We start from the raw sequence: 25293 nt of genomic DNA, 5'->3' as shown, positions 1-25293 counted from the left end.
TTTACTTCGGAGAACGATAGATGAATTCCGCTGACTTGAAACAGTACAAAGAACGTTTGCTGTTGCTGCGTGCGCGGCTTCGCAACGACGTTACTTCCATGACCGATGCCGCTCTGCATAACGATGGCTCGGAAAGTTCGACAATGCCCATTCATATGGCCGAGCTGGGAAGCGACAATTTCGAGCAGGAATTTACGCTGAGTTTGCTGGCGACCGAAGAAGATACCCTCGGCATGATCGAACGTGCTCTCGAGCGGATCGAAAACGGTACCTATGGTACTTGCGAAGAGTGCGATGGCTCGATCCCCAAGGCCCGTCTCAACGCCTTGCCGCATACGCCCATGTGCGTGAAATGTGCTTCCACGCGTGACGCCCGCGAAATGGCGGGCTAAACCGGGAATTGGCGTCGTTGCGTTTTACATCGTCTGGCAGCGGAAGTCGTGTTGGCTCGTTCCGAGAAACGCGTTACAGTGCGCGTTATGGAACAAGCACATCAATTGGGCGGAACGCGCGCTATGAGAGCCCCCGCTAAAGCTCAAGCAATCGAAATTGGATCGCGTACGATTTCTGCACGTCGCGTGGTGTGGTTTTGCTGTCTGGTCGTTGCCGGGCTCGCGCTTGATCTCTGGACCAAGCATGCCGTCTTTACCAGTCCCAGTTTTTTTCACGGCGATGAGTGGTGGCTGTGGGAGAATCACATCGGGATTCAAAAGAGTCTCAACGAGGGAGCCTTATTTGGGATGGGGCAGGGCAAGGTTTGGATCTTCGCCTTCTTTTCGATTGTAGCCGCGATCGCAATTCCCACGTGGTTGTTCAAATTTCGCGCCGCCGAAGATTTCTGGCTCACCACCATTTTGGGTGTCATCATGGGGGGCGTGATTGGCAACTTCTATGACCGCGTTGGTTTGCCAGGCATGACGTGGGATCAGTTCAATCCCCATCGTGCGGGCGAAACTGTGCATGCGGTGCGCGACTGGATCTTGTTTCAAGTCAACGATCAATGGGTCTGGCCAAACTTCAATATCGCCGACTCATTGTTGGTCTTAGGAGCATTGGCATTGTTTGTGCGTTCGTTTTTTATAACCGAAGCATCACAACCGAAATAAGTTTGAGCACCAACTTTTGGGCACTTTGCAAGAGTTCGCATTCTTTGTGACATAAGTGAAATCGCGATTTCTTTCATGGCTCCTGATAATCGTTCTCAAATTCGCAGCGCAGTTGTTAGGTTAAGATTCTGTTAGAATTTAGCTTGACATGGCTCTTCCACCCAGCGCACACTAACTGCCAGAACTCTTCTTCTCTGAAATACTGCAATTAATTTTTGGCTAGATCCGTAATCAATACTTTTTCGTGGCGAATTGACTAGCGCCGCGTGTATTGAAAGGTGGTGTCGAGTGCTGAATATCGGCTGGGCAGAGCCGCACCTTTTCTCTTCATTCTGGGGGTCCATCTCATGCGATTATCGCGCGCGTCTGCCTATGCGTTGGGAGCGGTGTTACAGCTCTCACACGCTCCCGCAGGATTGCCGGTTCCTTGTAGCCAATTGGCCAGACATGGCCAAATGCCTGAACGGTTTTTGTTACAAGTGCTCCGAAGTCTCGTCAATCACGGCATTCTTGTCTCCACCCGCGGCGTCGATGGAGGGTATGCCTTGGCGAGATCACTTGATGATATCTCGCTACTGCAAATCTTAGAGGCCACCGACGGTCCACAAGTCCCCGTGATTCCGCCGCTAGATGCAATACCCGAGCAATCCCGCGAAAGCCTGGAGGCGGTCCTGCGCGATGTTACTGCAATGGCCTGCAGACGGATGTCCGACGTAAAACTTTCGAGCCTGCAAACCAGAAAGGCTGAACAGGAAGTCAGCGGCTGACTATTGCACGGCGGCCTTGCTGCCGTGAGGCGAGATGCCGATATTGATGCCCGGTGGAAGCGGTTTGACCGCCAGCGAGAAGCCCATCTCCCACAAACTACGTTTGAGCAAGCGAAATTCGCCAAAGCTATCCGTGTGGACCCACACCACAACGGCCGAGGAATTCCGGCGATTCGCGATTAGATGCTGATGCACAGAGCCACCCGCGCCCATCGCAAGTTCGATGTCCTGGCCAATCGATTCTGATGTGGGAAGTATCTCCGCGGCGAAATCGTAAGAATTGCGTTGCATTTCTCCCGCGCGGGGTCCATGAATAGAATTCAAGTCATCAATTTTGAAAACTTGGACTCGAATGCGATAACCATTAATTGGTCCAAAGGTTTCCGTTACGGCGTCACTCGATTGGAGTCGTCGTCCGATGTCACTGAAGTGAGCCTGCGCTTCCGCCATTAACTCGGTAAGCGGCACCACCGAAACCAAGCCATCTTTCAGTCTCAAGTGAATTGCGTCTTCGTCGATTTCCCGCGCGATCGGGGCGGGGCTATTTTCCAACTCTTCAACGACGTCAGGAGCCGACATCAAACTGACTTGCTGTTGTGTTAGTTCATCCAACTTGATTTCCGCTTCAGCAATCCGTCGTTGAACATCGAATTCTTCTTGCTTGTCAGTATCGAGTGCTTTGCGTCGACGTGCGAGATCCTCTTCAATAAGACTTTTATGCATGGCTAATACCACGCGTTCCTGGTCATTGCCAGCCACTTCCTGCCGGATCCGCACCAGCCGAGTGGCGGCTTTCTCGACTTCCTCACGTGCAGCCAAGGCTTCCTTCCGCGCGGCTTCGAGGTCTTCTTCAAGATTTTCATCAACCGGCGGTGATGCAGGCTCCTCGATTTTAGCAACAGGAACAACCGCCACAGGCTCGCTCACGGGCTGAGCTTCTTGATTGGAATCGCGGTTTGCCTTCACGCCAAGGAGCAGGGCCAGAATGAGGATCGCCCCCACGAAGTTGGCGACCACGTCCACAAACGATTTTTGTGACGACTCTTGTTGGATTTCCGGCAGATGCTTACTCATCGGGTCGTACCTCCCGATCGAGCAGAACCAGTTGCACCCGCGTTGGCGGTGGCTGGTAGTTGCACTTCCACGCCGCTGCCCTTTAAGAGGTGCACAATTCGCGTAGCCGTCATTGAGGCATTCTCTTCGACGTGCAGTTCCAGCACGGGCTTCCAATACATCCCGCTGCCGGCCATCCCCCATTCGTCGATACGCTCGTGGACCGCTTTCTTAAAGTTGTCGGAGATATCATTAATTGATTGATCGAGCGCGATTTCCTTGCCGGTGGCTTCGGGCCCACGTTTGGCAAAACCGGTGGGCATGATAATCATTTTGTTTTCTCGAACGACCACGGAAATCGGCCGGCTGATCGCAACAGCTTTTTGACGTGGCTCGTTAACAGCCCAATTTGCGCCCCGCGATTCGGCAATCGGTTGGCTCGGCGTGTTGGAGAAGTTCATGTTGGGAGTACCGCCCGAGGTCGCACCCTGACCAGCTCCGGCAGCGCCGCCGCTGCCCCCACTGCTGCCAGCCGTTCCAGCCGTTTGTTGGCTTCCGCACCCGCCGCTTGCGGAGTCTTTGCCGTTGATTGGTTCGGAAGGAGCATTGGTCGTCGCTCCACTTGCTTGTGACCCGCCTGGGCCTTGGCCCGTGCCAGTTTGTTGCGCGTAGCGTTGTCCTAAGGAATTTTGTTCTCCCGAAGCCTGCTCACCATTTTGTCCTTGAGCGCCTTCGCTGCCAGAAGTGGCTTTGCCAGTTCCATTGCCCGTTCCATCTCCTGCCATGGCGCCGATTTGAGATTCGCCTGGTTGCATCGAACCGTCGCCGTTCATTTCCTCTCCAGGCTGACCACCTGATGCATAGCCATTGCCACCTGATCCCATGCTTTGGCCATTTTGACTACCGATACCAGCGTAGGCCGAACCTTCGCTGCCAAATTCGCCATTGCCTGAACCGTAGGCACCAGAACTCTGTCCCGTGCCGCTCCCTCCCATGCCGCTACCGCTCATTTTCATGCCAGGGAACCGGCTAGGAGCCGATTGCACCAAATGCACTAGCCGCTCACGGGAATTCATCACGGCATGATGTTGCGCGCGGGCCAATTGTGGATCAGGGGCTTCGGGGAAGCTGAGTTTCATATCCTCTTCCACGAATTCATAGCCATAGTCGGAATCCCAAGAACTGATAGCCATACGAGCAAGTGCGTACGCCTTGATCCCACTGGGGCGAACAATGAGCAACGGATACGGATCGGGAGGCTCCGGCGCACCCTCGGCAGCCGCCTTGTTGTTCAGATATTCGCGCGAAGCACGCAGGGCCGACGCCAATGGATTCCCTGGCCAATTCGGAGCAAGGAAATCCTCTTCCGTCAGCACCAGACCTTCGGGGTGCAGCACGACCCCCTTGCTGCTGCACTCGATGTAGATCGGTTTACGGTAAGTGCCGTTTTGTCCCTTGTAAGGAATAATCGCATACGAGCGTTTCCCTTGAGGAGCGTCCTCGCGCAAAACTTCCAATTGCTTGGTCGTGTCGATAACAAGTTGCTCGAGTCGGTCCGCTTCTTTTTTCGCTTGCTCTTGATCAATAGATTGGTTGGCTTCGGTTTGTTTGAGCTGTTCATCGGCAATGGCGAGCTTGGCCAATTCTTCTTGCAGCCGACGCAGGTGCTCTTCGGAGTGGCTCAACTTGGCACTCTCTTGCTCAAGCCGTTTGCTGGCCTCGGCTTGAAGGTTTTTAAGTTGCTGCTGATACGCCGCAACCTGTTCGAGCTCTTCTTTGAGACGCTCTTGATCGTCAGCTTTTACCTGCACAGGCGTAGGGATAACCACAGGCACCGGAACCGGTGGTTGTTCGACGGCAAGTATTTGCGAGGGATCAACCGCCGGCTGCGACGCGTGGTGGGCCGCTCTCTGGACGAGCACGACCAGCAACACCAGCAAGGTCCCCATGGTGCATAGCATCACGGCAAGGAAGGGGATCAGGCTCGTCGCTTCGGAGTTCTCGCTTTTATTGCGATTGCTCATGCTGCCTTAGTCTGGGGGCGTTGGGTTGACAACAGTTCGATGGTTTCGCCCGAGACAAGCGTCTTGCCCAAGTGGGCTCCGAGCAATTGCAGGACGGCCGACAACTCGTCAATCGTTTGCTCGAAGTTTTGAGTCACGGCCAGCGACTGAAGATTGTCGTTGAGCGTTTCTTCGAGTTGTTTGATCTGGTTGGTCGCCTCGATCACTTTAAGCAGCGTGTCGCCCTGCCGCATCAATTGCTCCTGCTGAGCCAGCGACGCACTCGCGGAATCGACGAGTGCCGTTTGCATTTCGCGCAGCAGTTGCTCGCTCTTAGCGACAAGTTTTTCCTGGCGATTGGAAGCGACAATCATAGCCTCACCGACCGCGGCTTCAACGTCGGCCAAATGACGACGATTTTCTTGAGCCATCTCAGCTTCGGCTTTGGTCAACGCTTGGGCATGGAGTTCCAAGCCTTCGTTGAGAAATGTAGCGTGCCTGATGAGTGTGTCTTCCAGAGTTTTCGTGTGATGCTCGACACCCGCGTTGAGCGACTTGGCATGTCGGGTCAGGCCTTCAAGCACAGCCCCCGACAGGGCTTCGTCAAGCGCCGTGGCTGCCGAGGCAAACGATTCTTCGAGCGAACCGGCCGCTCCAGCCATCACACGGTTGAGCGTCGAGGCGGTATGCTCGAACATTTCTGTCCAGCGCCGGCCAGTTTGATCGAGGGTCGATTTCAACAGTTCGGCCTGTTTCTCGGTGCTGGTTTGCACGACGCTGAGCAACTGCTCCGACATCTTACGAACCGACGCCAAGTGCGAATCGTTTTCGCTGCCGTATTGCTGGAATCGTCCGATGAGCAGTTCCGCGGCTTTAGCGTCGACGGCACTCAGTAAGCGGCCATCAAGTTTTTCGGCGAAAAGCTTGGCAAACAACAGGATCGTCGTCAGAGCGATCGCTTGGATTGTTGAATCAAACGCCGCGCTCACGCTCGTAATGATTACCGGAAGCGATTGCTCGTTCGCAGCATCCCAATTGGCAAGTGCCATCGTCACACCGACCGCGGTTCCCAAGAGGCCCAGAATCGGAATTGCAATCAACAGCGTGCGGACCAAGCCATAGCTTTGTGCGGCGCGACTGACATCCGCTGATTGAAGAAATTGGAGATGAGTATCAAGCGTGTCGGCAGTGCGTTTCCGCTCGACGTATTTCAGCGAGCTTGTCAGACGTTCGACGAGATAGCTGCTCTGGAGCGAAGGGGCGAGCGATTCCAGTTTCGCGAGCAAGCCGGGAACGTCGCCAACGGTTTGGCCGTTGATCCCAGCGTTGGGCAGACGCACGCTGTCGAGCGTGGCAAACTGTGCAAAGACGCCGAGCATCTTGATGCCCATCGCCGCCATGCCGACGAAGAACAGAGCAGTCGTCGTATAGTTAATCCAATGCGCCGCGAAATAGCGGTGCGTGATCGTGGTTTCGGCGCTTCCATTCACATAGAGCGCGTAGAACGCGAGGCACGCCAAACCGCCCCAGATGAACGACTGGCGTAACAACCATTCTGAAATGGAACTGATGCGAGACACGGCGAACTCCCTTTCGCTCGGGCAGCAACAAAACGTGCGGAGTATGTCGGCGCACGCCGATTCCGCATAACCTCAAAATCGGCGTAATCGTCAAAGTTTATGAACTCAATCGCGAAAATGAAGCCTTGCTAGCAAGCTATCAGCGTGCAATTGCCGGTTGGACTCTTGAATTGCGTTGGTATTCCTCGCGCGACCGCAAATCTTAGCGAGCCCCTAAACTTTACGAAAGCCGCAACCTCGGTTGGTCGATACTTGTGTACGTCAAACGGAACATACCTGGTCTCTTGAAGGCCGGATTCAATACAGCTTGTAACGACACACCCAGGGGGGCTAGCAGGCGCGGCGATTCAGTTCGTCGCGCCTGCGTTTGTTTTTAGGGCAGCCCCAAAGTGTGGCGTATTCTCGAGCTTTTTCTTCGGGTCCCAAAGTCTTGCCCGATCTGCTACCATTGCCTTCATTCGGGGACGGCAATTCTGGCCGTCTTTCATCTTGTGAAGCTAGCACCAGGGAGGGAAATCTCGATGCGTATCTTCCGCCGAGCGTTGGTCACCGTGAGTCTTGCCATGTCTGTTACTGCCACCCGCGGCGACGAGGGAATGTGGCTCTTCAACGATCTGCCCCATGAGTCGCTCAAGCAAAAATACGGCTTCGAAGTGAGCGAAGAATGGGCCGAGCACATCATGCACTCGAGCGTGCGGTTCAGCTCCGGCGGATCGGCTTCGTTTGTTTCCAGCGACGGCCTGGTGATCACCAACCACCACGTGGCCGCCGATACGCTGCACAAACTCTCAACGCCTGAAAACAATTATTACGACCACGGTTTTTTGGCCGAGGATCGCGAGAGCGAGCTCAAAGCTCCCGATTTGGAACTGAATCAGTTGGTTTCCATCGAGGATGTCACCGACAAAGTGAATGCGGCCGTGACCGACGACATGGAGCCGACCGACGCCAACAAAGCCCGCCAAGCGGCGATGGCCCAGATCGAGCAAGCCTCACTTGATAAAACTGGTTTGCGAAGCGATGTGATCACGCTCTTCGGTGGGGCCAAGTATCATCTCTATCGCTACAAGAAATACACCGACGTACGGTTGGTTTGGGCCCCCGAAGCGACCGCCGCGTTTTTTGGCGGCGACATGGATAACTTTGAGTATCCACGCTATTGTCTCGACGCCACGATCTTTCGTGTCTACGAGAACGGCAAGCCGGCTAAGATCGAACACTTTTTGAAGTGGTCCGAGAATGGCCCGGCTGATAACGAGCTTGTTTTTGTTTCAGGCAATCCCGGCCGCACCGATCGCGGTTATACGACCGATGCGCTCAAATATTTGCGCGACTTTAGCCTGCCGTATTACTTGAATTATTTATGCCGTATGGAAGTGGCGTTGCAGCAATACTGCAATTCGAGCCCCGAACATCGCCGCCGTGGAAGCGACGATCTCTTCGCGGTGCAGAACAGTCGCAAAGCCGTCACGGGGATGCTTACCGGTTTGCAGAGCCCGCACTTCATGGAAGTGAAGGTGGAACGCGAAACCGAGTTACTCAATAAGATTGCCAAGTCGGACGAATTTCAGGAATATGCCAAGGCGTGGGAAGAAGTCGCAGAGGTGCAAAAGCAAAAGGCCGAAATGATCGACGGGGGCGTCGAATTTCGTTCGCCATACTATTTGATCGCGCAGCGTTTGGTGCTGATGGCTGGCGAAGATCAAAAGCCGAGCGAGGAACGCCTCAAGGAATTTCGTGATTCGGGGCGTGAATCACTTGAGCACGAATTGTTTTCTCCCGCCCCAATCTACGATGATTTGGAAATCTCCAAATTCGCCACACAATTGGCGCTGTTCGTTGAAGAACGTGGCGGTGACGATCCGCTCGTGGTGATTGCGCTGGCTGGTAAGAATCCGCTCGATCGCGCGGCGGAACTCATCAGTGGTTCGCAGCTCAACAAAGTCGAGTACCGCAAGGAACTCGCCAAGGGTGGTCAAAAGGCGATTGAAGCCTCGAAGGACCCGCTGATTTTGTTTTTCCGCGATTTGGAGTCGGAGTATCGCCTCAAGCGCGAGAAGCGCGAATCGCTCGAAGAGATCGAAAGGCAAGCCTACGCCAAAATCGATGAAGCCCGCATCGCCGCCGATGGTGTCACGACTTATCCCGACGCGACGTTCACGCTGCGTTTGGCGTTTGGCGTGGTGAAGGGTTACGAAGAAGAAGGCCGAATTCTGCCTCCTTGGACAACGATGGGTGGGGCTTTCGAGCATGAAAAAGCCCATGAGAGCAAAGCATCTTGGATCCTGCCCAAGAGTTGGCACGAAGCGCGTGAACGGCTCGATCTGGAGACGCCGCTCAATTTTGTCAGCACGGTGGACATCATCGGCGGTAATTCCGGCAGTCCCGTAGTGAATCGCGCCGGGGAATTCGTCGGCATCATCTTCGACAGCAACATCCAGGGCCTCACCGCCGACTACATGTACGACGACGTCGTTGCCCGAGCCCTGTCGGTACACAGCAGCGGCATCCGCGAAGCCTTAAAGGTGATCTACGGCGCGGAGGAATTGGTAAAGCAGTTGGGCAAGTAACTGGGACCGCTAGTTCGTGGTCTCAGGATACTCCGTCGGAATCGGTGCGGGCACGGGTTTCGGCGGAGGACTTCCCTTGGGTGCGAAGACCAATACCATCGCCGCACCGGCAATTACCAATAGAAGTCCCGCCACGAACAAGGCGTTCACTTGTCCCCACAGGCCGTTGGCTGTGATTGTGAAGAACGTATTCACAACGGGTGCTCCACCAAACACGAGTGGCATCACATAGACCGGCTTCCCGCCGAAGTTGAAGGCCATGATAATCCCCAACGCGCCGAGTGCACCGGCCGCGCCACCCGCCAAGCTCCAGAATGTGCCGCTGAAATTGTAAGTGCTCGCTTCACCCGCCGCGGCGAGCCACAAGTTCCCGACGATTACGGCAATCACAAAGTAGGCCAGCCCCACGCAAATCAACGGACGGAAGCGGCTGTGATCCATGGCCGCCTGACCGATGTGTAGCACGGGTCCGTACGCACCCCAGCAGCAGATCACCAGCGCGATGGAGCAGATTTGCAAGAGGAAATCGCGGAACGCGCGGGATTCACGCTCGACCATCGATTGCTCTGTTGCAGGCGCGGCGGTCGCAGCTTCCACCTGTGCGGGGGTGGCGGGCTTGGGCGGATTCGGTTTGGCGATCAGTACGGTCGTTGCACCGAGCAGAACAATGATCAAACCCGCCAGGAAGATCGAACCGATCTCACGCATTTTGCCAGTCAGAAAGATCGTGAGAAACGAGTTCACGACCGGCGCTCCGCCAAACACGAGGGGCATCACGTAGATCGGAGTACCACCAAAATAAAACGCGAGAATGATCCCCAGCGCCCCCAGCGCGCCGAGCGCGCCACCGGCGAGACTGAACAGAATTCCTTTCGCCGACCATTGCCCTGCTTCGCCGTAGATTTGCAGGAGCAGCGTCGGTACGGCCACGCCGATCACGAAGTAAGCGAGTCCTACGCAGATGAATGGTCGCAAAGAGGCATTGCCCCCGGTGGTCGACATCGCATGCTGGCCCCAATGGAGGACCGGCCCGTAGATGCCCCAACACAAGATCGTGACGGCGAACGAAGCGATCACTAACGCGAGATTTTTCATGATGAATTCTGAGCGTGAGGAGGGAAGCAAAAAAGGCAGGGGAACAGCCGTCACTGTAGTGAAATTGGGTAATCGGTGCTAGGCGAGTGACGATTCTGTAACGCGATCAATTCTGTAGCCGAGGTCTGTGATCTAGGAGGATATCCTGTGGCTGAGGTCTATGACCTCGGAATTATTCTCCGCGCAATGCCGCCGTGAGAGGGGCACGAATCGCCGCACGCACGGCCAACCAACCCGCGGCAATGCCAGCCAGTGCGACAACTGCTAACAACAAAGCAAGTGTAGCCCACGGAATGCCTGCTTGCTGGCCGATCCAATGGGGGAGTGTGGCCACAATCGCGGCCAAACATCCGCAGCCCAACCCCGCCGCCAGCAGTGAGAGATTTTCCCCCAGCACCATTCCCGAAAGTCGCTGGGGGGCGAATCCCGTGCTTCGCAGCAGTGCCAACTCGCCGCGACGTTCGATCACGCTGCGCAGTTGAGCGATGGCCAGCCCCACGGTTCCTAAGAGCAAACCCAGCGCGCCAAGCGATTGAAATGTCGAAAGATAGGTGTTCTGCACGGCCATGAATTCGGCCAGCCGTGCGGCCGCGCTGACGGCATCAAAGCCTTGATCGACAAGCCGCGATTCAAAAAGAGACGTCAATTCTTTGTCGTTGAGCTTCGCCGAGCCGTGACGAATCAAGAAAAGTTTTCGTCCTGCCGAGTCGGGGAAAAGCTTGAGGAAGTTGGCTTCGCTCATCAACACGTTCCCTTGCAGCACGCTACCCGCGAGCAAACCCACAACTTCTAATGTCACGGGTTTGTCCAAGGCATCGCGAATTGTGAATCGCGCACCAACACCCGAGAGATGCAAACTATAGGCAGCCGTGCTTTTATCGAGTACCACTGGCACGATATTGTTGTCGAGCTTGCTTTCTAAAAGTTGCCACTGAGCTTTGCCGTGTAAATCTTTTGTTGCAGCCCAGGCAAACTTATCGCCAATCGTGTGGAAATCTTGAGGAACACCCACCACTCGTGGCTGAGTTGTTTGATAGAGATTCAGACAACTGGCATCTTCGCCGCCGCTTACTCGAAACGAAGCAACAACAGCGCCCATCAGAGATTTCTCATCCTGCGCGGAAAAACCCAGTTCCGAGCGACCCTCGGGTGTGTTGAGATCGAAATAGACGGGGAGATCGCTCGTGGCGATCAAGTCAAATCCGCCCGTGCCGCCGACGGTGGGGGCGAGTCGAAACGCACTCAGGGCCACAATCAGAAAACTGGCGACCGCTGCGAGCGCCACCGAAAGTATCGTGCGACTGGGATTGCGACGCGCATTGCGCATCGACAGACCGAACAAAGAGAGTGATGACGGTGCGGTAAAACTGGGTTGGCGTAGTTTGCCGCGCAGCCACATCAACAGTGCCGTGAGGACGAGGGCACCGCTGCCAAAGAACGCTCCCGCTTGGGCTTCATCGCGCAAACCGGCGAACAAAGCCCCGATTCCCAAACCTATCGCAGCGAATATCAACACCGAGGGAATCCAGCCGCGTTTTGGCTTTTGGGAAAGTGGTGCGATGTCCCGTGGATCGGTGGTGTCACCCGCCAGGAGTTGCCTTGGTTCGAGCCGGGTGAGTTTTCGCAGCGACCAGGCAATCGTGACGAGCGAGACTAGCACACCCACCGCGAAACCAATCGCCAGACTCACGGGATTCACATGCAACTTCAAAAAGGGAGTGACGGTCGCAGCGACCCACCACGTATTCAGTCCGAGAATCATGATAGCGGCGTAAGCGATCCCCGCGACTGCGCCGAGGATTGCGCCGAGGATTGCCACTACGGCGGATTCGGCGAGCCACACGCGGCGGAGTTTCTTGCTACTCCAGCCAATCGCCGTGAGAATGCCGACTTCCCGCGCGCGGCTTTCCGCGCCCAACCGGAAGAGCAGGGCGATCAGCATCACGGCCGAGGCCATCAAGAAAAAGCTGAAACCCAGGAATAAACCTTCAAAGGGGGTCGTCCCCCGCGCGGCGGCAAGTCCTTGCTCCTTCACGGGAATCCAGCGCATGCCGAGTGATTCGGGGTCGATGCTGTCTTCGAGTTTCTTGGCGACCGTTTCGGCCGTGATTTCGGTAGTGACGGGCAATCGCAACGCACTCGTCGTGCCCCAACGAGTTGACCACAATTTCTTAGCCAGAGCGAGCGATACGAACGCTTTAGGCGTTGTGCGATACTCGTCCCAATAGTCTTCATCGTCCTGCGAGATTTTTTCCACCAGCTTGAAAGGCAACTCCCAGTCGCTGATTGATCGTTCGTCGGTCACGCCGGGCAGTTCGGGCGTGAAATGCTCATCGGCCACGGCTGTTGATTGGCCGTCTGGGGATTGGAGCGGCGCGATGAGCTTCACGGTGAGTGGTTCTGTCGTGCGTTCGACAAGCTCGCCGTGCATTGTTTCGGGTTCGTAGTACTTGAGCGTGACGAAATCGCCGACTTTCGCATTCAACTGCTCGGCGGCCCAGTCATTGAGCGCGATCTCGTTATCGGCGAGCACCACAGGCTCACCAGCTTCATCGCGCAAGGGCCCAAGTTCGCTCGTGGAATCGATACCCGTGACGGTCGAGTAGGGAATCTTTTTGTCACCGAGGTTGATCGTGTTGGCCAGATAGGTGACGACTTCTTGTGGTTGGGCGTTGCCGAATAACTTTTCAAACACTTCGACAACGTAAGGGGCAAGCACCAACCTCTCAGCCGAGAGTTGGACGTAACGAGTCGCTGGGGGCTCGCCAATCGAAACTTCCTCAACCAACAACCCAAAATCAGCCAGTACTGGCTTTAATATTTTCAGTAGCCGCGACTCAACGAGTCGCTGGTCTTCTCCCCCCACGGCAATCACATTCGCCTTGCCACGAATATCCAACATCCGCTGCAGCGTGCTGAGCGGCACGAACACATTCCGGGGTTCGAGTTGCGATGGTTGCAAGCTGAACCGAGAAATACCGCCGCCTAGTCGATCCATAATCCGCACGCGCCGCGATGTCATGCTATTAGATTTTTCACCCAACGTACTATCAGCGGGAATGTTGCTCGGCACCGATACTCGTAAGATCGCTTCTTCACCCAGATAAACGTCGAGTTCGTCCGCGATAGCCCAACTAATGGCCGCGTCGTCAGGGGACGTGAACTTCTGGGGAACGGCTCTCTCGAAATAATCGGTGGGGGCAGCTTCGTAATCATTCAACTGCCAGAATTCATCGGGCACACCAATGATCGAGAGTTGTGTGGCCTGCGATTTTCCATTTTCACCGTCAAGGGTAATGCTGCCGGGAACAATCAGCATTGGCACAACAATCGCATTTGTTTGGGCAGGCAGGCTTTGTTGCAGTTTTGCTGCCAACTCTGCTCGGAAGGGTTGCTCGGCAACGAGCAGGGAATCAATTTTTCCGAGCCGCTCCAGCACAAGATCGCGTAGACTACCGCGGACCGAATCTCCCACGAGCAGCGCCCCAGTGATCACCGCCGTGGCGACGGCCACACCTGCTGCAACAGCCAGATGCACGCGGCGATATTGCCGTAGACTCGCGATGATATAACTTAGCGGCGACATACGGTCATTATGACACGTTCAGCGCGTCGTCAGCTACCTCAGACCTTCGGCGATTCTTCCGATAGCTTTGTGAGCATGTCGGTCAGCTGCGTGCGGATGCCGTTCATGATCGGGTCCCCACCGGCACCGCGGTCGCGATGGCTGGAGACGGGAATTGCTTTCCCAACTTGCACCACCACGTGCAGCGGGCCATGCACGCGCACTTTGTCGGTGAAATCCTCTTCAAACCGTTCGACCGTTTCGAGAATGTGCTCGGGAATGTTGCGTTCCGAATTGCGGACATAATTCCGCGGGTAGTGCGACATTTGTTGCACGTAGTAGCAAGCCGCGAGTTGCTTCCAACGGCGTTGGCGTTCCTCGGCGGAGATCGTGCGATTGATCAGACCAGGCAGCACCGCCGAGCGAATGGCCTTTACGCGGGCGACAACCCCTTCTTCCTTGTCTTTGATCTGCCATTCGGCTTCAAGCTTGGCGAGCACGTCTTCGATCAGCGAGTCGACACGTTGATAAAAATCTCCCATGCGGGCGTGGCCGAAGTATTCGATTTCTTTGAGCGATAATAGCGCCTGGCCGATCTGCTGCAGCCGCCGCGTGAGCGAGCGGTCCTGCTGAGGGAACCACGAGAAGTGGGATTCAATTTCTTCCAGAACAGGCTCGACCGTTTGAGCAACGTTGCCTTGAAAGAAATATCGAATCGCGACGGGATGCACGACCACGCCCGCTTTCATGCCGAGCTTCTCCCGACGCTTGGCGGCGGTGCGGGCGATAAACGACGTGCCATCCATCATCGGCATGAGGACGTCGTTGTGTCGTGAGACAGCTCCTTCAGCAAAGATCACGAGTGGCCGCTTGCCTGCAACCAAGATATCGACCGCTGTGTCGATGGCTTTGCGGTCGATCCCTTCGCGGTAGACGCTAAACGCTCCCATGCGGCGCAGGACGAAACACTTGAGCCAATCTTGCTTGAACAAATGCCACGAAGCCATCGCGTGCATATCGCGTTTGATCACTCGCGAGAGATAGCCCAACGTGAGCGGATCGGACATCCGGCAATGATTGGGGGCAATCAAAATGCCGTTACCCGCGTCGACCGATTCCTGCAAATAGTGCGTGTCGCGGCATTCGACCGAATGCACGCCGAAGGCCTTGCGCAGATAGCGTTTCAGGTATTGGTGCATCAACCACGGCCAGAAGTCGCCGTAAACGGGCGGCACAAACTCGTACGGCTCATCAATGACGACATTCTGCATGGTCGGCGTAATCTACGGGCGGCGGACGGATAATCACTCTAATCGTGAAAGTTTAGCACATGCCAAACGTCATTCCGATGGGAGTTCTACGACCAGAGGAATCTGGTTTTAACCTCTATTTACCTCTTGATCCCGATAAAACTTGAAACCAGATCCCTCGGTCGGCGAGCCTCCCTCGGGATGACACATTGTCGAACGGTAGCAGTTATATCCTTCCGATAACTAAATCATGAAACCACAACGCAAAATCCTGAAACCACGACGCGAGGGGGCCAACCGCGAGGCTGCCCGCTGGCAGGAAGATTTTGCCAACTACCTGCGAACCGAATGCCACATGGCCGCCAACACGGTGGAGGCCTACCGCCGTGACCTCGCGCGGTTCTTCAAATGGCTCGGCTCGCGGCGGATGCAAAGCTTGTCGGTCAGCGAGTTGGCCGGCTATCCGGCTTGGCTCACGGAACAATCGCTCGCGCCCAAAAGCGTCACACGGCATGTGGCATCGCTCAAGGTCTTTTATAAGTACCTGCAACTCGAAGTGGCGATTGTCGACAATCAGGCGGCACTGCTTGGTTCACAGAAGCTGTGGCAAAAGGTGCCGCACGTGCTGTCGATTGCGCAAGTCGAAGCGTTGCTTGCCGCGCCACGTGCGGCTGATGGATTGTGGCTTCGCGATCGTGCGATTTTAGAACTGTTGTATGCGACAGGCTGTCGGGTGTCGGAATTGTCGTCACTCAGCATGCGTAACATTCATCTCACCGAACGCTACTGTCTTTGCCACGGTAAAGGCGACAAGCAGCGAGTCGTGCCGCTGGGCGGGCGAGCCATCGAAGCGGTTGAGCGCTATTTCAAAGCAGAACGACCGAAGCTCGTGGTAAGGCGAAATCCACCGAGCGACCGAGTGATTCTTTCGCCGCGTGGTGGACCGATGCGGCGCGAGCGGATTTGGGAACTTATTAAGAAATATGCAATCCGCGCCGGTGTGCCGAGCGAAATCAGCCCCCATTCACTGCGCCACAGTTTTGCCACGCACGTGTTGGCAGGCGGAGCCGATCTACGGCAGGTGCAAGAAATGCTCGGCCATGCGAGCATCGCGACGACCCAAATCTACACGCACGTCGATCACACGCGGCTCAAGAAAGTGCATCAGCAGTTTCATCCGCGAGCCTAGTATCCGTGGCTTCTTAACTGTTCGGATTGTGAAATCTTTCAAAAATTTCCGGGGCGTGCCATTTCAGCATCGTCACGTGGCCAGCGCGCGGGTCGAAGTGGTATTCACTCCCAGCGATTTGGCTGTGGAAGAATCGCCCGGTCGATGGGGGGGCAATGCGATCGCAGCCTCCTTGCCAAATTGAAACCCCCACGCCTTGGATCTCGCATAGCTCAAAGCCCCAGTGGCAGGCGAGTAAGCGAACGTCAGTGACCAAGCCATCGGCGCCACACATAGTGGCTTCATGGAGCACGGCAACCAGATCGTTGTAATAGCGGGGACTACAAAGAATGAGTTGACGGTCGCAATTAGCCCAATTTTTTGTGACTTGTTTGATCACTTTGTCGGGCTTGCGATCAAGTCTCTTGGCAATCCAGCTCATACCCATCCGGGATAGCTTAGGCCGACGGGCCACGAGCGCGATGATTTTGTCTTCACTGCCGGCAGTGACTCCGGGTGCTCCTAACCAAGCATGACCCGACACAACCGCCACATGGGTGAGCCGATGGGGAATCATCCGCGCACAAGCCGTGGCGTAGGGTGTGCCCCCCGACATGCCAATCACGCCGAATGACGTTCCGCTGTAGCCCAGCGCGTCGGCTACTATTTCCACTTCGTGTGGCCAATCGACGACGCGGCGTCCACTGTAGTATGTCGAGCGACCAATACCTGGGCGATCGATGGCCACGAGATGCACGCCGGCCAGCGCCGCTTCATCTTCAATCAGCCCTCCTTCGAGGCTAGCCCCGGGGGTGCCATGAAAGTAAAACACGAGCGGCCCCGTCGGATCGCCGAAGCGGTGGTAGGCCAAGCAACGTCCATTGGAAAGGCGCAATTGTCCCCGTTCAGCGATGCCGTGGATGGAGCGCGACCGCGCGCTTGCCAACGAGGGCAAGAGGGCGGTGGAAAGCAGGGCAGCTCCTCGGCTGAGCGCTTCGCGGCGGGAAATCATGGCCAGTCCTACAGGATAAATCGTCTGCTGTGGTATCGTCGGATGTTCTGGCCCAAGTGTAGGCGCAGCGTCAGAGGAGTGAAGGCACAAGCTGTGCCGAGCGTGCAGATTACGCGGATTCGGGGCGACAGATCGCTAGCCGCGAGCGATTTGCCGGGCCTTGCGGCAATAGGAAAAGAAGCACGCAATGGCGAGCAGGCAGCAGACATTTGGTTCGGGCACTGCCACTTGCAAAACGTGCGCTGGCGGACCGGTGAATTGCCTTTGCCAAGTGAGAAAGTCAACGCCATCGGAATCACCGTCGCCATCGGAATCGCCCAAATTGGAAACGCCAAAAGCATTTTGCCACATCGCAAGATCAGTCCCATCAACGTAGCCGTCTTCGTTAAAGTCCGCGCCTAGAAAAGTGGCAGTCGTTGAGGGCGAATAAAGAAATATGCCTGAATCTCCGTCGGTGAACGTGGCTCGAAAGATCAGTTGATCAAGGGAGTTGAATCCCGTTCGCTGTCCATCGCTGCCACTGGAATTCCCTGTGAAGCTCAGTGAGCTAATGGTTTTTCCAGCCAACAAGTCACCTTCACGCGCTATGAGAGATTTGTTGCCTTCGGCGTCGGCGAACCAAATTCCTTCATCGTTTTCGGTTGTGATTCCCGCAATCCCATTGGTGAGTGTGGCGCTAACAACGAGCGAACCTACTTCGTTCACAGCCATAGTCGTAAAATCAGCAAAATGGGCTGCCGGTAGGCCGGGGACACCAACACTGCCAGTACGAAAGAGCAGGGCATTTTGCGATTGTCCCATCTTCCAAAGGCCAGTTTGATTGGAGGTATTAACCCCACCTGTGCCGTTCTGGAGTGTTGCACGGAAAAACATGTCGCCGGTATCACTTAAGAAAGGACTGCCAAATCCAGCAAATAAGGCATCTGGTGCTCCGGGAGCATCACTCACTCCTGCGAGTGCGATCAACTCGCCTTGATTTTCAGTGTAGCGCCACACCCCCTGAGTTTCACCAGACGTGATGGTGCCTCGAAAAGCAACTTGATCTACATTATTGATCGATGGCCGCGACAGCGCTTGAAATGAAACATTTGAAACTCCAGGAACGTCTTGGCCGGTTCGAGCGATCAGTTCGCCGACACCTTGGTTGTACTTCCAAATACCCTGGCGATTGGTTGTATTAATATTGCCGCCCAGATTGAGTACACCCGAGAAGGCGATTTGATTGTTGTCGTTGATCACGGGTTCGGAGAAGATACTAAACGTTCCCATCCCCGTGTCGGGTGCAATCGTGGAACCTTCACGACTGATGAGCGCTCCCGATGTTCCGTCATAAGACCAAATGCCGCGATCGTTGTTGAAAGTGATACCGCTGCTCCAAGTTAACTGCGTGAGAAAAACCGCGCGGCCGTCTGCCGACAAGAGAGATTCTTCAAGCGGCAAAGAGCTAAAAGTGTTGGAAGAAGCCATGCCCGGCACCCCCGTGGAACCGGTCCGAGCGAGCAGCGAGCCACTGCTTGAATAACGCCACAATCCTTGGTTGTTACCCGTTGTGATTGAACCAGTTTGTGACATTTCACCCCGTAGCAACATATGGCCTGCATCATCAATGGCGACGGAGGAAAAATGGCTGAATGTTGCGCCACTTATGCCCGGTGCACTGGCCCCTTCGCGTGATACAAGTGACCAGCTGCCCTGATTGATTTTGTAAACCGCGCCGTCATTGGCAGAGTTAACGCTCCCAGGACCCAACTCCAGTGTCGCTGTTAGTACAGCATCGCCGTCGGCATTCAGCGAAGGGAGTCCGAAAGAATATAGCTCTGCGTCAGAAATCCCAGGGGCGGTACTTCCCGACAGAGCAATCGTGTTGATCGCTCCAACCGCAGAAGCAGGGCAGAGCATCAGCGCAAACACGAGCGATGCAAGATAACGCATGGTGCCAACTCAAGGTGCGAATTAAAGCAAACTGCCTAGAGAGGCCCAGTGTAATCCCGGGATATAGTCGTGGCAAAGAAATTTTCAAAAAATTCCCGGTCAAAAACCTACAACAACGGACTGAGCAGCCGGGCTGTGTTTTCAGCGATTCTTTGGCCCAGCGACCGCCGCCGCCAGGTTTCCAGGTCCATCAACTGCGACTGGTCGATGTAAGACTGTTGCAGTTGCCGCAATTCGGCGGTGAACTCGCGGTTGTATACGGCCAGCGAGATCTCAAAATTCAGCCGCAAGCTCCGCGGGTCGAGATTGACCGAACCAAATAGGCTGATCTCGCCGTCGATGGTGACGCTCTTCGTATGGAGCAGGCCACCATTAAAGTTAGCAATTCGCACGCCCGCGTTGAGTAACTCTCCTTTGGAAGCTTGACTGGCGTGGCGAACAAGTTTGGAATCGACTTTGGCGGGGACGACTAATACCACTTTCACCCCTCGCTGTGCTGCCGAGGCCAAGGCCATCAGCAGAGTTTCGTTGGGCACGAAGTACGGCGTGGTTAGCACTAACTCTTCCCTCGCGGTATAGATGGCCATGATCAAAATTTGCTCGATTGCACCACGAATGTAGGCGGGGCCCGATGGCAAGACTTGGGCGGTTGCCTCGCCGACTTTAGGTTGCGGGTTGGCATCGCCCGATTGTTGGAGCTCAGTCAAGGCCGTATTGGATTCGATATACCAATCCGCGAGAAACGTGATCGCGAGTGGTTCCACTGCCGGGCCTTCCATGCGGACCATCGCGTCGACCCATTGGCCGACGCCAGCGTCTTTTTTGAAGTAACGCGGATCAACCAAATTCAAACTGCCCGTGTAAGCGATCTTGCCGTCGATCACCACGATCTTGCGGTGCAGGCGAATATCAAACCTGACGAACGGCAAACGTAGAATTCCTCCCGTGAGTGCGTCTTGGATTTGAACGCCCGCATCACGAAGCTGTTGAGCGCAATCGCTGTGGAGAAATCGGTGACTTCCCATGGCATCGACCAGCACACGGCATTTCACGCCGCGGTTGGCGGCACGTTTTAGAGCTTCGACCACACGGTCGACTTCACCGCCCGCGTGCCAGATATAAAATTCAAAATGGCATGTGCTGCGAGCGGCATCGATATCTTTTTCCAGGCTATGAAACACGCGTTGCCAGTCGTCCAGCAATTTCATTTGATTGCCGGGGAGAGCGGGCATGCCAAAAGTTTGCTTGCCCAGGTGGGCCAACTGTTCGCTGCGCATGTTGAGCCTCAGCAAGTCTTCATCAAACCGCTCGTCGAGTTGTCGCAGCCAATCGCGAATTGGCGTGTAGAGATTTTCAAAGCGACGCGCGCGGCGTTGCCCAAGCCGCAGTTCACCTAGCAACAGATAAGCTAACGGGCCAACGACAGGAAACACAAAAATGACTAACATCCACGCCAATGTTTCGCCCACCGGTCGGCGTTGCATGAGAACCCGGAAGGCGAGGATGACTTGAAGCGCGAAATGGGCGAGCACCAAAACGTAGGTAGTCACATGAATGTTTTTTAGGTCTTCGAGCATGGCTCACAGGATAGCATAAATCGCTAAGCGAGCCGTCACCAACTTCTCAATCATTCCAAACAAACTCGGCCACCAACGGCAAGTGATCCGACGCCTGATGGGCCACGGCCGTGCGGCAGGCGAACGAGTGATGCACTTTCAGCGGGCCTCGAAAGTACACACGGTCCAAGGGGCGCATCGGTAGGATCGCCGGGAAAGTTCGCAGCATGCCCCCCGCTAAATGAAAACCGGCGGGCTCCAAAACTTTTCGCCCAAGGCTTCCCCAAACGTCGTTGAAGTCGCCACCCATGACGATCGGAGTTTGGCGTTGGGCATCGGCCACGAGATGATGCTGCAAGAACTTACGGAGTTGGTAAACCCGTTCCGGCCCGGCGAGTCCCAGATGCATGTTGGCCATGATCAGCGACTTGGTGTGGTCGCCTATGGGAACTTTGCAGCGAGCGAATAAGGCCTGACGGCGCTTCTTGAAACGAATCGTCAGGTCATAGCTTTCGATCTCCGAAAGTGGAAAGCGGCTCAAGATGGCATTGCCATACCAGCCCTTCCTAAGGGTCACATTGCGCTGGAAGGCGATGTACGAAAGTCCGAGTTCCGCGGCCAACAGTTCGGCCTGCATGTGATGCCGTGAACGGGGGGCATCTTCATCGACTTCTTGCAAGAACGCGATATCAGGCTGGATATGCGCGAGCGTTTCGATAATCCGTTCAGGCATGTACCGACGGTCCCGTCCGCCGATACCTTTGTGGATGTTGTAAGTGACAAGTCGCAGGTGCATGCCAGAATGATACCTATCAGGTTGCAGTCCTGACTAGGTTGCGGCATTTTGCAAATTCAAGCCGCCGCGCGGCGCTCTTCGGCGGTGGGAGGCGCTTCGATCTTTGCCACGAACCGTTTGCGGCTCAAATGCTGTGCGAAATCGATCAGCCCAGGCAAGAAGCGTTTTGCGATGTGGGCCAAGCGAGCATAAGGCTGCATCACAACCATCGCCTCGTCATTTTTAATGGCTTTAATCGCGCGCGTGGCCACTTTCTCACAAGTGCCTATCATCCATGAGGGAGGCCGCTTCGCAAACCAACGGTCGGTTCCCAGTGGTGCAGCATCAAACAGGTTCGTATCCGTGAAGCCGGGGCAGAGTGCTGTCACGCCCAAATTCGTGCGAGCGTATTCGGCGCGCAGCGCTTCGCTAAAACCGACAACGGCGAATTTACAAGCCGAATAGACCGACAGTTTGGGTGCCCCTACGACTCCCAACAAACTCGAAATATTCAAAATATGAGCTTCGGGACGAGACACCAAAGTTGGCAACATTAACCGAGTTAACTGCAAGGGACCGTGAATGTTGACGGCCAGAAGCTGTTCGCAATGCTCGCCCGACATGAATTCGGTGTGGCCGTAGTAGGTGATCCCCGCGTTGTTCACCAGCAAATCAAAGTGGTCCCAAGTATCGAGGCCATAAGCAACGGCAGCTTCGAGTTCTGCCAATTGACTGATATCACAGGGGCGCGCGATCACCGCAACGCCACGCTGCTTGGCCGAGATCACTGTGTTGGTCAGTCCATGCGCATCGATATCGAGCAGGAAAAGATTGGAGCCTTCTTCCGCTAAGCGTAGTGCCAGCGCGCGGCCGATTCCTGACGCGGCACCGGTGACCAAGGCATTCTTATTTCGTAGCGTCTGCATGGCGATCCCCCCGGAACTCAGTTGGCTTCAAAAACGAATTAAGCAGCCAACCGGCTTTGCTTGGTTTGCTCGCGCGGCGAAAGTCGAGCCGGCACCACCGTGCGGCTGAGCTTGTACTTGTCTTCGCCTCGCAGCACGACGACGCCCCAATTCTTGAGATAGTATTTGCCGCCGTTGTAGACCGAGCGGTATTTCTCTTTGTTGGTGAGCACCGGCACGTTCGTCGGAATAATCCGCATGTTAAACGCCAAACGATGACGGTCGGTCGTATTCGCGGGCGAACCGTGAATGCAACGCTCGGTGAAAATGATGAACTGACCCGACTTCACGGGAACGGTCATCACCCGATTGGGATCGCGGTCGAATTCCAGCGAGAAGTTCGCGTTATAGAATCCTTCTTCACCGCCGAACTTGATCGTGTGCATCTTGTCGTGCGTGCCGCGGACAAATTGCATGCAGCCGTTCTCGGGAATCGCATCGTCGACGGCGATCCAGACGGTGAGTTGGAACATTTCGTCGAGCTTCGGTGGGAAGATCGCCGGGTCGAGATAATCCTCGACCATGAACGTGCTCGCTTGATGGAATTGAATCGCGGGCGAGCCGGGACCTTTGTAGAACATTTGAGTCCGCCACAGCAACAGATCGGGGCCCAACAATTGAGCCGCCCGTTCCACGATGGCGGGATGATTCATGTATTCAAAGAGCCGCGGCATTTCCAAATGGCGATCACGCGGCGTAACAAAGCCATAGGTTTTGGAGTTCTCTTTTTCCACGGCCAGCATCTCCTTGCGGAAGTCGGCCATTTCTTCGCGTGAGAACGCATCGAACGGACCAATGAAACCGTTGTTATAAAACTGTTCGATTTCTTGTTTCGACATTTGATACGCCGGATCGGTTTTCACCCGCGGCTCAAACGATTCTGGTTTTTTGAAAACACAAGGTTCATCGATGTAAGCGCGGGTGACGCCGCTTTTGATCAGCATCCAGAACATCGAATAGTGCCAGTTTGTGACAATCGAACGGAACGCCCGCGGCAGAATCCGCCGAGGCAAATGCAAGGCCTTGTAAATCATCAAGCATGTCAAAGCAGGGACAATAATCGCACGTTGCCACAGCGGGCGGACTTTGGGATGCAGATTCATTTCGTTGTCCTGAACAGACCGAGAAAAGTTCGGATTCCCTGGCGTTCACTCGCGCGAAGGCTGCGAATCCGTACCGATCACGCGGACCTTGCCGGTGAGCGGACTGGAGACTTATCGGCCAGCGGTTCGCGCCGGGTTCAGTGAATCAGGTGTTTTGAGGCCAGTTTGCTAGCGGCTTGGGGGAAATTGGGGCCGAAATTATTTTCTGGAATGGTGCTAGCACCCCGGTTAGAATCAAAATCCTCGACGTTCCCGGAAGAAGAGGCCTTCGTTCTGGTCGCCATCGAGAGTTGCGGATCATGCCTACCTCTGCTTCGTCCCGCCTCCACCGCACGGAGAAGTTGGATTCTCCAGACTCGCAAACGGCGGTCGAGACGTTCACCTTTGAAGTCACAGCCGGGAAAAAGTTGGCTGCTGATCGTGCCGTGGCTAGCTCGGGATCGGTGGCCGTTTCCTTGAGAGCGCACGTAGCGTCTGCGGCGCATAAAGGCGCCGCGCCGCTTGTTGCTGCCAGCCTGCGACGTTCGCCCAGTAAGTTGCTTCAGTTTGTGGCCAAGTTCCGGCCCATACTCGGCAGTCTCTTTGTGAATGTCGGTTTGTTGGCGGGTATGAGTTTGATTTCGATTGCCGGGCTGCCGCAGTCGTTTGACTTCAGTCTTTCTTTTGATGCCGAACCGGCGGCTGCCGACGAAATGGTGTTTGATGAGATCGCCGTCGAGCCGCTCGAGAATCTGGACAACGTGGAGAACCAACTCACCAGCGAAATCATGCAGACATCGGCGATGATGGAAAGCGAGTTGAGTTCGGAAACAGTGCTCAGCGAATTATCGAGCGATACGCTCTCCAGTGACATATCGGGAGATGTATCGAATCTCTTGGCGAGTGGCAGCGGTATGACCGACGTTTTGCCAACTGCGGAGCAATTGACCGCGAGTTTCTTCGGCACGAAGGTCGATGGCGAGCGGATCATGTATGTGCTCGACAATTCGGGCGGTATGCAAGGGGGCGAACTCGAATTGTTGATTGACGAACTGCTGGCGAGTGTGGAATCGCTCGATCCGAAGCAGAAGTTCTATGTCATCTTTTACAGCGACATGCTCTACCCGTTGTACTATCCGCATCCCGCCAAAGATTTTGTGCCTGCGACGGATCGCTCGAAGTTGCGCTTGCGGAGATGGCTCGACACTGTCGAGTTCTGCATGGGCAACACGGTCGATCAAGCTATCCAAGCCGCCGACCAGGCACGCCCCGACGTGGTCTATTTACTGACCGATGGGCAACTCGACCAAACACGCGATCAACGCCGCCTCGCGGCCTTGTTGGATCGCCGCGGGCGAGATTATCCTATTCACACGTTTGGCTTCCTGGCCGGAGGGTGGGGCAGCAAGAAGGCCGAAGAGCAACTTCGCCAAGTCGCCGAAGGGAACGAGGGGACGTTTCGCATGATCAAACTTACCGACGAAGCCGTTGTGCGATCTAAAGAAAAAAACCGCCCTTACCACGACAAAGAACCAGGCCGCGAGTGGGGCCTCAGCGTGGGGCGCAGCTGGGGGAGAAAGTGACCGCGCAAAAAAGCGGGTCCCGGACGAGCCAAATACACATTGACTTAACGAATCGGTCAGGGGCAATTGCACCGACGCGTCACAGTTCGTCCGAGACCCCGCGGGCCAGCGAATTAATGTTCAGCGTGGAAGGACCCATGCCGAACGCCTCTTATAAGTTGCACTCTGCGTGCCATTGCCTTGGCCCGGGTCTAAAGACGATCCATAGCAGTCGACATAACCGCTGTATTT

General features: G+C 55.5%; 18 protein-coding genes. 6 read left to right on the top strand and 12 right to left on the bottom strand.

The window, feature by feature from the left end; translation table 11 throughout:
• Positions 1 to 20: 20 nt before the first annotated feature.
• The 3 genes from AC6T8Q_RS03755 (at position 21) to AC6T8Q_RS03745 (ending at position 1873) form a co-directional block, all read left to right on the top strand.
• Positions 21 to 392 carry a TraR/DksA family transcriptional regulator gene (locus AC6T8Q_RS03755; RefSeq protein WP_496921641.1) on the top strand — a complete coding sequence of 124 codons (372 nt, stop codon included), beginning with the start codon at positions 21 to 23 and terminating at the stop codon, positions 390 to 392.
• Between the two features lie 123 nt (positions 393 to 515).
• Complete coding sequence (locus AC6T8Q_RS03750) at positions 516 to 1106, top strand: signal peptidase II (protein WP_500677807.1); 591 nt, start codon at positions 516 to 518, stop codon at positions 1104 to 1106.
• A gap of 347 nt (positions 1107 to 1453) precedes the next feature.
• Entirely contained in the window at positions 1454 to 1873 is a 420-nt protein-coding gene (locus AC6T8Q_RS03745) for an RrF2 family transcriptional regulator (protein ID WP_500677806.1), read from the top strand.
• Here AC6T8Q_RS03745 and AC6T8Q_RS03740 read toward each other — a convergent pair whose 3' ends face one another.
• Genes AC6T8Q_RS03740 through AC6T8Q_RS03730 form a run of 3 tightly spaced genes read right to left on the bottom strand, consistent with a single transcriptional unit; the run spans position 1874 to position 6509 of the window.
• Positions 1874 to 2947, bottom strand: coding sequence for a hypothetical protein (locus AC6T8Q_RS03740; RefSeq protein ID WP_500677805.1), 1074 nt, complete (start codon positions 2945 to 2947; stop codon positions 1874 to 1876).
• Positions 2944 to 4950 carry a hypothetical protein gene (locus AC6T8Q_RS03735; protein WP_500677804.1) on the bottom strand — a complete coding sequence of 669 codons (2007 nt, stop codon included), beginning with the start codon at positions 4948 to 4950 and terminating at the stop codon, positions 2944 to 2946. Before AC6T8Q_RS03735 ends, AC6T8Q_RS03740 begins: the two co-directional genes overlap by 4 nt.
• On the bottom strand, positions 4947 to 6509 hold the full coding sequence (locus AC6T8Q_RS03730) for a MotA/TolQ/ExbB proton channel family protein (RefSeq protein WP_500677803.1): 1563 nt from the start codon (positions 6507 to 6509) through the stop codon (positions 4947 to 4949). Before AC6T8Q_RS03730 ends, AC6T8Q_RS03735 begins: the two co-directional genes overlap by 4 nt.
• 521 nt (positions 6510 to 7030) lie before the next feature.
• Here AC6T8Q_RS03730 and AC6T8Q_RS03725 point away from each other — a divergent pair.
• Positions 7031 to 9079 (top strand): S46 family peptidase, encoded by a 2049-nt coding sequence (locus AC6T8Q_RS03725; RefSeq protein ID WP_500677802.1) that lies wholly within the window; start codon positions 7031 to 7033, stop codon positions 9077 to 9079.
• Positions 9080 to 9088: 9 nt separating this feature from the next.
• Here the strand turns inward: AC6T8Q_RS03725 and AC6T8Q_RS03720 are convergent, their stop codons facing one another.
• From AC6T8Q_RS03720 to AC6T8Q_RS03710, 3 genes are all read right to left on the bottom strand, one after another.
• Positions 9089 to 10174, bottom strand: coding sequence for a hypothetical protein (locus AC6T8Q_RS03720; protein WP_500677801.1), 1086 nt, complete (start codon positions 10172 to 10174; stop codon positions 9089 to 9091).
• 172 nt (positions 10175 to 10346) lie between these two features.
• On the bottom strand, positions 10347 to 13760 hold the full coding sequence (locus tag AC6T8Q_RS03715; protein WP_500677800.1) for an ABC transporter permease: 3414 nt from the start codon (positions 13758 to 13760) through the stop codon (positions 10347 to 10349).
• A 38-nt stretch (positions 13761 to 13798) separates the two neighbouring features.
• Positions 13799 to 15010: a 1-acyl-sn-glycerol-3-phosphate acyltransferase gene (locus AC6T8Q_RS03710; RefSeq protein ID WP_500677799.1), complete on the bottom strand. Its 1212-nt coding sequence runs from the start codon at positions 15008 to 15010 to the stop codon at positions 13799 to 13801.
• 229 nt (positions 15011 to 15239) lie between these two features.
• Here AC6T8Q_RS03710 and xerD point away from each other — a divergent pair, with 229 nt between their 5' ends.
• Positions 15240 to 16178, top strand: coding sequence for a site-specific tyrosine recombinase XerD (xerD, locus tag AC6T8Q_RS03705; protein WP_500677798.1), 939 nt, complete (start codon positions 15240 to 15242; stop codon positions 16176 to 16178).
• 13 nt (positions 16179 to 16191) lie between these two features.
• Here xerD and AC6T8Q_RS03700 read toward each other — a convergent pair whose 3' ends face one another.
• The 6 genes from AC6T8Q_RS03700 to AC6T8Q_RS03675 form a co-directional block, all read right to left on the bottom strand.
• Positions 16192 to 17169 (bottom strand): alpha/beta hydrolase, encoded by a 978-nt coding sequence (locus AC6T8Q_RS03700; protein ID WP_500677797.1) that lies wholly within the window; start codon positions 17167 to 17169, stop codon positions 16192 to 16194.
• Positions 17170 to 17304: 135 nt separating this feature from the next.
• Complete coding sequence (locus AC6T8Q_RS03695) at positions 17305 to 19101, bottom strand: DUF7453 family protein (protein WP_500677796.1); 1797 nt, start codon at positions 19099 to 19101, stop codon at positions 17305 to 17307.
• 107 nt (positions 19102 to 19208) lie between these two features.
• Positions 19209 to 20678, bottom strand: coding sequence for a cardiolipin synthase (gene cls, locus AC6T8Q_RS03690; protein WP_500677795.1), 1470 nt, complete (start codon positions 20676 to 20678; stop codon positions 19209 to 19211).
• Between the two features lie 46 nt (positions 20679 to 20724).
• On the bottom strand, positions 20725 to 21453 hold the full coding sequence (locus tag AC6T8Q_RS03685) for an endonuclease/exonuclease/phosphatase family protein (RefSeq protein WP_500677794.1): 729 nt from the start codon (positions 21451 to 21453) through the stop codon (positions 20725 to 20727).
• A 56-nt stretch (positions 21454 to 21509) separates the two neighbouring features.
• Complete coding sequence (locus tag AC6T8Q_RS03680; RefSeq protein WP_496921658.1) at positions 21510 to 22358, bottom strand: SDR family NAD(P)-dependent oxidoreductase; 849 nt, start codon at positions 22356 to 22358, stop codon at positions 21510 to 21512.
• Positions 22359 to 22396: 38 nt separating this feature from the next.
• Positions 22397 to 23500, bottom strand: coding sequence for a phytanoyl-CoA dioxygenase family protein (locus AC6T8Q_RS03675; RefSeq protein ID WP_500677793.1), 1104 nt, complete (start codon positions 23498 to 23500; stop codon positions 22397 to 22399).
• Positions 23501 to 23799: 299 nt separating this feature from the next.
• Between AC6T8Q_RS03675 and AC6T8Q_RS03670 the strand changes: the two genes are divergently transcribed.
• Positions 23800 to 25062 (top strand): vWA domain-containing protein, encoded by a 1263-nt coding sequence (locus AC6T8Q_RS03670; RefSeq protein WP_500677792.1) that lies wholly within the window; start codon positions 23800 to 23802, stop codon positions 25060 to 25062.
• Positions 25063 to 25293: the final 231 nt, after the last annotated feature.

The organism is Bythopirellula sp. (genome assembly GCF_041737835.1).
Taxonomy (GTDB): domain Bacteria; phylum Planctomycetota; class Planctomycetia; order Pirellulales; family Lacipirellulaceae; genus Bythopirellula.
The sequence above is the reverse complement of the archived record's forward strand: the minus strand, read 5'-3'. Positions and strand labels throughout refer to the sequence as shown.

Coding starts and splice junctions, on each gene's coding strand:
- xerD (WP_500677798.1), top strand. CDS start 15,240: ATGAAACCACAACGCAAAATCCTGAAACCACGACGCGAGGGGGCCAAC.
- AC6T8Q_RS03720 (WP_500677801.1), bottom strand. CDS start 10,174: ATGAAAAATCTCGCGTTAGTGATCGCTTCGTTCGCCGTCACGATCTTG.
- AC6T8Q_RS03740 (WP_500677805.1), bottom strand. CDS start 2,947: ATGAGTAAGCATCTGCCGGAAATCCAACAAGAGTCGTCACAAAAATCG.
- cls (WP_500677795.1), bottom strand. CDS start 20,678: ATGCTCGAAGACCTAAAAAACATTCATGTGACTACCTACGTTTTGGTG.
- AC6T8Q_RS03750 (WP_500677807.1), top strand. CDS start 516: ATGAGAGCCCCCGCTAAAGCTCAAGCAATCGAAATTGGATCGCGTACG.
- AC6T8Q_RS03745 (WP_500677806.1), top strand. CDS start 1,454: ATGCGATTATCGCGCGCGTCTGCCTATGCGTTGGGAGCGGTGTTACAG.
- AC6T8Q_RS03735 (WP_500677804.1), bottom strand. CDS start 4,950: ATGAGCAATCGCAATAAAAGCGAGAACTCCGAAGCGACGAGCCTGATC.
- AC6T8Q_RS03755 (WP_496921641.1), top strand. CDS start 21: ATGAATTCCGCTGACTTGAAACAGTACAAAGAACGTTTGCTGTTGCTG.
- AC6T8Q_RS03695 (WP_500677796.1), bottom strand. CDS start 19,101: ATGCGTTATCTTGCATCGCTCGTGTTTGCGCTGATGCTCTGCCCTGCT.
- AC6T8Q_RS03680 (WP_496921658.1), bottom strand. CDS start 22,358: ATGCAGACGCTACGAAATAAGAATGCCTTGGTCACCGGTGCCGCGTCA.
- AC6T8Q_RS03670 (WP_500677792.1), top strand. CDS start 23,800: ATGCCTACCTCTGCTTCGTCCCGCCTCCACCGCACGGAGAAGTTGGAT.
- AC6T8Q_RS03700 (WP_500677797.1), bottom strand. CDS start 17,169: ATGATTTCCCGCCGCGAAGCGCTCAGCCGAGGAGCTGCCCTGCTTTCC.
- AC6T8Q_RS03715 (WP_500677800.1), bottom strand. CDS start 13,760: ATGTCGCCGCTAAGTTATATCATCGCGAGTCTACGGCAATATCGCCGC.
- AC6T8Q_RS03710 (WP_500677799.1), bottom strand. CDS start 15,010: ATGCAGAATGTCGTCATTGATGAGCCGTACGAGTTTGTGCCGCCCGTT.
- AC6T8Q_RS03685 (WP_500677794.1), bottom strand. CDS start 21,453: ATGCACCTGCGACTTGTCACTTACAACATCCACAAAGGTATCGGCGGA.
- AC6T8Q_RS03725 (WP_500677802.1), top strand. CDS start 7,031: ATGCGTATCTTCCGCCGAGCGTTGGTCACCGTGAGTCTTGCCATGTCT.
- AC6T8Q_RS03675 (WP_500677793.1), bottom strand. CDS start 23,500: ATGAATCTGCATCCCAAAGTCCGCCCGCTGTGGCAACGTGCGATTATT.